The sequence below is a fragment of the Salinispora cortesiana genome, assembly GCF_000484695.1.
GTDB classification, from domain to species: Bacteria; Actinomycetota; Actinomycetes; order Mycobacteriales; family Micromonosporaceae; genus Micromonospora; species Micromonospora cortesiana.
Map to the genome: position 1 here is coordinate 1 of NZ_AXVR01000146.1, position 2,380 is coordinate 2,380.

The 2,380-nt window shown below is 68.9% G+C and carries 2 protein-coding genes and 3 pseudogenes; 3 read left to right on the top strand and 2 right to left on the bottom strand.

Going from position 1 to position 2,380, the window contains the following annotated elements:
- The 3 genes and pseudogenes from K228_RS28665 to K228_RS0124585 form a co-directional block, all read left to right on the top strand.
- A pseudogene (locus K228_RS28665) lies at nucleotides 1-107 on the top strand (alpha/beta fold hydrolase); the annotation flags it as partial.
- 121 nt (nucleotides 108-228) lie between these two features.
- Nucleotides 229-1,305, top strand: a complete 1,077-nt coding sequence (locus K228_RS0124580) for a serine hydrolase domain-containing protein (protein WP_025620740.1) — start codon at nucleotides 229-231, stop codon at nucleotides 1,303-1,305.
- 124 nt (nucleotides 1,306-1,429) lie between these two features.
- Nucleotides 1,430-1,918, top strand: coding sequence for a methylated-DNA--[protein]-cysteine S-methyltransferase (locus K228_RS0124585; RefSeq protein ID WP_025620741.1), 489 nt, complete (start codon nucleotides 1,430-1,432; stop codon nucleotides 1,916-1,918).
- Here the strand turns inward: K228_RS0124585 and K228_RS28010 are convergent.
- Both K228_RS28010 and K228_RS30545 read right to left on the bottom strand, forming a co-directional pair.
- A pseudogene (locus K228_RS28010) lies at nucleotides 1,915-1,989 on the bottom strand (DUF397 domain-containing protein); the annotation flags it as partial. The gene K228_RS0124585 and the pseudogene K228_RS28010 sit on opposite strands and share 4 nt — an antisense overlap.
- Before the next feature lie 168 nt (nucleotides 1,990-2,157).
- Nucleotides 2,158-2,286, bottom strand: a pseudogene (locus K228_RS30545) (RCC1-like domain-containing protein); the annotation flags it as partial.
- Between the last annotated feature and the right edge of the window lie 94 nt (nucleotides 2,287-2,380).

Here is a 2,380-nt window from a genome sequence, read left to right on the forward strand (position 1 = left end):
ACCACGGTCAGGGACAGCCGGTGGTACTCATCCACGGCTACCCCCTGGACGGGCACTCGTGGGAGAAGCAGTCCGCGGCTCTACTCAAGGCCGGCGAGGTCATCACGTCAGGCTCAAGCCTGGCACCAACTTGGACGCACGTCCTAAATCGGTGGTCGCGACAATGATCAGTCGTTACGATCCCGCCGGGTCCTACCGCCCGACCTCGCGATCCCAGGAGAAGCCACGATGCCCGAAAGTTCCGCACTGGCCGACATTCCGGCCGCTGTCGCACGCGCCGCCGAGACGGACGGCTTCTCCGGCGTGGTCCTGATCCGCCGCGGCGAGGACACCCTGCACGCCTGCGTGACCGGGTTGGCGCAGCGGGCCTGGCAGGTGCCCCACACCCTCGATACCCGTTTCCGGGTGGCGTCGGTGTCGAAGATGTTCACCGCGGTCGGGGTCCTGCAACTCGTCGAGCGGGGCCTGCTCGACCTCGACGCACCCATCGTCGAGCTGCTCGACCTGGCCGACACCACGATCTCGGCGCAGGTGACGGTGCGGCAGCTGTTGACCATGACCGGAGGTATCGCCGACTGGTTCGACGAGACCGGCGACTGGGAGGCCACCTGGGCCGAACTGCTCCGCACGCACCCGGTGTATCTGCTGCGTCGTAACGCCGATTACCTGCCGCTGTTTGCCGACAAACCGGCCCGCTTCCCTCCAGGTGAGCGGCACGAGTACAACGGCGCCAGCTACATCCTGCTCGGCATGCTCATCGAGCAGCTCACCATGGCGCCGTTCGCCGAGCACCTGCGCGAGCACGTCTTCGGCCCCGCCGCCATGACCGACACCGACTTCCTGCCTCTGGAAGCCGACGCGCCGCGGGTCGCCGACGGCTATGTCCCCGTCCACGACGGCACCGGCGCGATCACCGGCTGGACCCGCAACATCTACGCCACCACCCCAGAGCCGGCCGCCGACGGCGGCGCCACCGCCACCGCCGCCGACCTGATCGCCTTCACCCAGGCCCTGCGCGCCGGCGCCCTGCTACCGGATCAGGCCGTGGCCGAGATGCTCGCCCCCCGGGTCGCCGAGCGCGAGGAGAAGGTCCGCGGCTACCTCTGGCGCTACGGCTACGGCGTCATGTCGATCCTCGACGACGACGGCACTGTCATCCGGTGGGGCCACACCGGCGAGGAAGACGGCGTCAGCACCCGCCTCTACCACTACCCGAGCCTCAACATCGACGTCGCCATCTGCGCGAACACCTCCTGGTCCGCCGGGAAGCTCGCCTGGAACATCCACGACCTGCTCCTGCCGTAACTACCTCGGCCGGTGACAACGCCAATTATCCAAGCGCCCCAACAACACCATTCCAAGATCACGTATCTGCGGTTATGGGACAGCCACCCAAGCGCGGGTCGTACCGGCGAAGGAGAATAGGTGGATGCGCTGGACCGTGCTCGACTCGCCGATTGGCGAGTTCTCCCTGGCCACCGACGGTGAGAGCGTGTGCGGAGCGCACTTCGCGCGGGTCACCGAGGCCGCCGACGAACCCGCCGACGACCTCGCGGCCCGCGCCGTGGCCGAGCTGCGGGCCTACTTCGCCGGCGAGCTGACCGCCTTCACCGTGCCGGTGCGGATCCCGCGGGGCTCGGAGTTCGAGCGGGCGGTGTGGCGGGAGATGACCGCCATTGACTACGGGGAGACGCTCACCTACGGCGAGGTGGCCCGGCGGCTCGGCGACGCCTCGGCGGCGCGGGCGGTCGGCGTGGCGTGCAACCGGAACCCGGTGCCGGTGATCGTGCCCTGCCACCGGATCGTCGGCTCCGGCGGCAAACTGGTCGGCTTCGGTGGCGGGCTCGACCGGAAGGTGAAGCTGTTGGAGTTGGAGGCCGGCGTGGCCCTTCGGCGCAGGTGGTCGGCGGCGGGCTAGCCGGTCAGGGTGCCGGACCGTAGGCCGGTGAGGAAGTCGGTCCAGCTGGTGGCGGAGAAGCCGAGGACCGGTGCCCGCCCCAACGGAAGGGTGCCAACGGCATGGCTGTCCACCAGAGCAGGGCGCGAGCGGAACCTTGGCCGCGCACGAGATGCTTGCCGCGCACGTCCTAGATCCGGAGAGCCAACTCTGCCGGGTCTGTCTGGCTGTCGCACCGTGCTCACCGGCTAACGCGGCGGCGAACCGGTGAGGGCCATGCCGTGGTCGTGGCCGGCGGTGACCGGGGTGCCGGTCGGCAGGTTGACGTTCACTGGGGTGTTGCTGTTGGTGGTGGTGCCGTCGCCCAGTTGGCCGGAGGCGTTTTGGCCCTAGTACTCCAGCAGGAGATCCGTTTCAGGGCTCGGTGAGAGATTGTCGGGCGTAGTGACCGATCTTGGCTTGGGCTTGGTGCTGGCGTCGGAA